Origin of the sequence: Paludibacter sp. 221 (genome assembly GCF_010501035.1) — a bacterium.
GTDB lineage: Bacteria > Bacteroidota > Bacteroidia > Bacteroidales > Paludibacteraceae > QVMH01.
In genome coordinates this window covers 1-777 of sequence record NZ_QVMH01000101.1, presented here as the reverse complement: position 1 = coordinate 777, position 777 = coordinate 1, and the positions used below count along the sequence as shown (strand labels likewise).

General features: G+C 46.3%; 1 protein-coding gene. It reads left to right on the top strand.

The genetic code is table 11. The features are described from left to right. The first annotated feature begins 221 nt into the window (after positions 1 to 221). The gene (locus D0T49_RS12910) at positions 222 to 608 is read left to right on the top strand and encodes a hypothetical protein (RefSeq protein WP_163632366.1); all 387 of its coding nucleotides are present in this window, start codon (positions 222 to 224) and stop codon (positions 606 to 608) included. Positions 609 to 777 lie beyond the last annotated feature (169 nt).

Here is a 777-nt window from a genome sequence, read left to right as displayed (position 1 = left end):
TTTAAAACTGCATTTGTTTTCGGCACAAGTTACACTACGCTAAACTTGCGCCAGTAAGGGGGGGTAACAATGCCATTCACTTCATTTACAAGCGTGCCGTAGGTACGCTACTTTATTCGATTCCTTTATCCTTTCACCCGTTTTACACTCTCAAGTCCCTCGCTTCCCTTTTACCCCGCTGGCGCGGATGTTACATTCCGACGTGTCGGAAATTGCAGTCCGTGTCCTGCTTTGAAAAAGCAGTAAAGTATTGCTCTACGAGCAACGCACAGATAAATATTGCCGATACATCGGAATGTACCATCTGCGCGAGCCTACGTTTTCTATTTCTTTTATCCGTAAAGCGGACTCGAAGCCGCTATACGGAACTGTTTTGCCTTTGCTGGCGCGGACTTGCAGTCCGTGTCCTGCTTTGGAAAAGCAGTAAAGTATTGCTCTACGAGCAACGCACAGATAAATATTGCCGATACATCGGAATGTACCATCTGCGCGAGCCTACGTTTTCTATTTCTTTTATCCGTAAAGCGGACTCGAAGCCGCTATACGGAACTGTTTTGCCTTTGCTGGCGCGGACTTGCAGTCCGTGTCCTGCTTTGGAAAAGCAGTAAAGTATTGCTCTACGAGCAACGCACAGATAAATATCTGCGCGAGCAAAAGAGTAAATATCCCACAGAGACACACAAAGAAAAACACGGAACTCAGCAGAAGCAAATAACTCTCTGCGAAACTCCGTGAACGACTCTGTGTGGCTCTGTGAAACACACAACCAACATTCAT